The following is a 1,511-nucleotide window of genomic DNA, read 5'->3' as shown; positions in this document are numbered from 1 at the left end:
AGTTTACACTTTTTAGTTGAAATAATTAATCTGCGACAACTGTTAAGTTGTTACGCAAGCTCATTACATACTTTTTAGTCTTACGACTAAATATTACTTTTACTAAAGTAATTGACTGGTTAAAATAAAATATTATTTTATTTCTTTACCTATTTCTCTGTTTAATTTTCAAAGACCAATTTATTTTGTCATCATGTGACGACTTCTACAAGTTTACTAGGTATTTCTTGTTTTGTCAATACTTTTTATACGCTAATTTATATTTTTCTTTTAAATTTTTAAATCCACATGTTTTTTATTAGGACTTTATGTCAATATACGCATTTATTATATTAAATAACTATAGAATCCGCCTATATATATATATCAATATCTAAATTAAATTCTAAGATTAGTTATATTAAATATTTTAATTACATAAGAAAAAACCAATATTATCGGCTCTTTCTTATGTAATAATTACAACTTATTTATATGTTTTACTTTATTTCAACTTTATATTTGTCTTTTAATTCTGTTACAGTGCTTATATATTTTTCATTTTGTTTTTGATGTGATATATTTTCAGCAATCATAGGCCTAGATTCTTCCAAAGTTTTCACGTTCCCTGCGCTTTTCTCATCCAATTGTATTAAATGATATCCAAATTGAGTCTTAACAGGTTCACTTATTTCTCCAACTTTTAATTCAAAAGCCACTTTTTCAAATTCTGGAACCATTCTGCCTCTAGTAAAACTACCTAAACTACCACCTTGAGCCGCTGATGGACATTTAGAATATTTCTTAGCTGCTTCTTCAAAAGACATTCCATTAGTTATTTCTAATTTAATCTCCTTCATTTGCTCCAAAGTATCAACTAATATATGTTTAGCCGATGCAGTCTCCTCACTTTTAAACATCTGAATATTTTCTTTATAATAATTTTCAAGCTCTTCTTCAGTTATATTTATATCTGACATTATATTTTTTACACCTGTTTGTATTAAAATGTCTTTTTCAATTAGATGCATTTGCTCTATATAATCTGCATCATTCTTCATATCACCGTCAAGTGCATAGTTATATATTAATTCAAAATTTATCATTTGATCTAAAAACTCTTTTTTACCTTCTTCTGTTTTATAGTGGTCTTGTGTCTCCTGTGGGAATCTCAACAATGACCTTTCTATATCTTTTTCAGTTATTTTACTTCCATTTACTATAGCTAAAACTTTATTTTCCATAATTAATCTCCTTAAAATTTATTATAAGCATTTTTTTTTATGGTTTCATGATAACATAAAACCATAAAAAAACAAAATCTATACCATGTTATTTATTTGAATATAACTACATTTCTTTTCATCATAATATCTTAATTAAAAGCTTCTAAAATCTTGTTTAAATCTGCAAAACAAAAAAAACACTTTATATAAAAGTGCTTTTTTTGGTGGCTTACCGGAGAATCGAACTCCGGACACCATGATTAAAAGTCATGTGCTCTACCAACTGAGCTAGTAAACCATGTTTAC

The 1,511-nt window shown here is 26.4% G+C and carries 1 protein-coding gene and 1 tRNA gene; both read right to left on the bottom strand.

Features of this window, described 5'->3' with window-relative positions; translation table 11 throughout:
- Nucleotides 1-479: 479 nt before the first annotated feature.
- Nucleotides 480-1,223: a peptidylprolyl isomerase gene (locus KPL54_RS25695; RefSeq protein WP_216109314.1), complete on the bottom strand. Its 744-nt coding sequence runs from the start codon at nt 1,221-1,223 to the stop codon at nt 480-482.
- 204 nt (nt 1,224-1,427) lie between these two features.
- Nucleotides 1,428-1,503, bottom strand: a tRNA-Lys gene (locus KPL54_RS25690).
- Between the last annotated feature and the right edge of the window lie 8 nt (nt 1,504-1,511).

This window comes from Clostridium estertheticum, from assembly GCF_018861295.1.
Lineage (GTDB): Bacteria > Bacillota > Clostridia > Clostridiales > Clostridiaceae > Clostridium_AD > Clostridium_AD estertheticum_D.
This window is presented reverse-complemented; position numbering and strand designations above follow the sequence as displayed.

Coding starts and splice junctions, on each gene's coding strand:
- KPL54_RS25695 (WP_216109314.1), bottom strand. CDS start 1,223: ATGGAAAATAAAGTTTTAGCTATAGTAAATGGAAGTAAAATAACTGAA.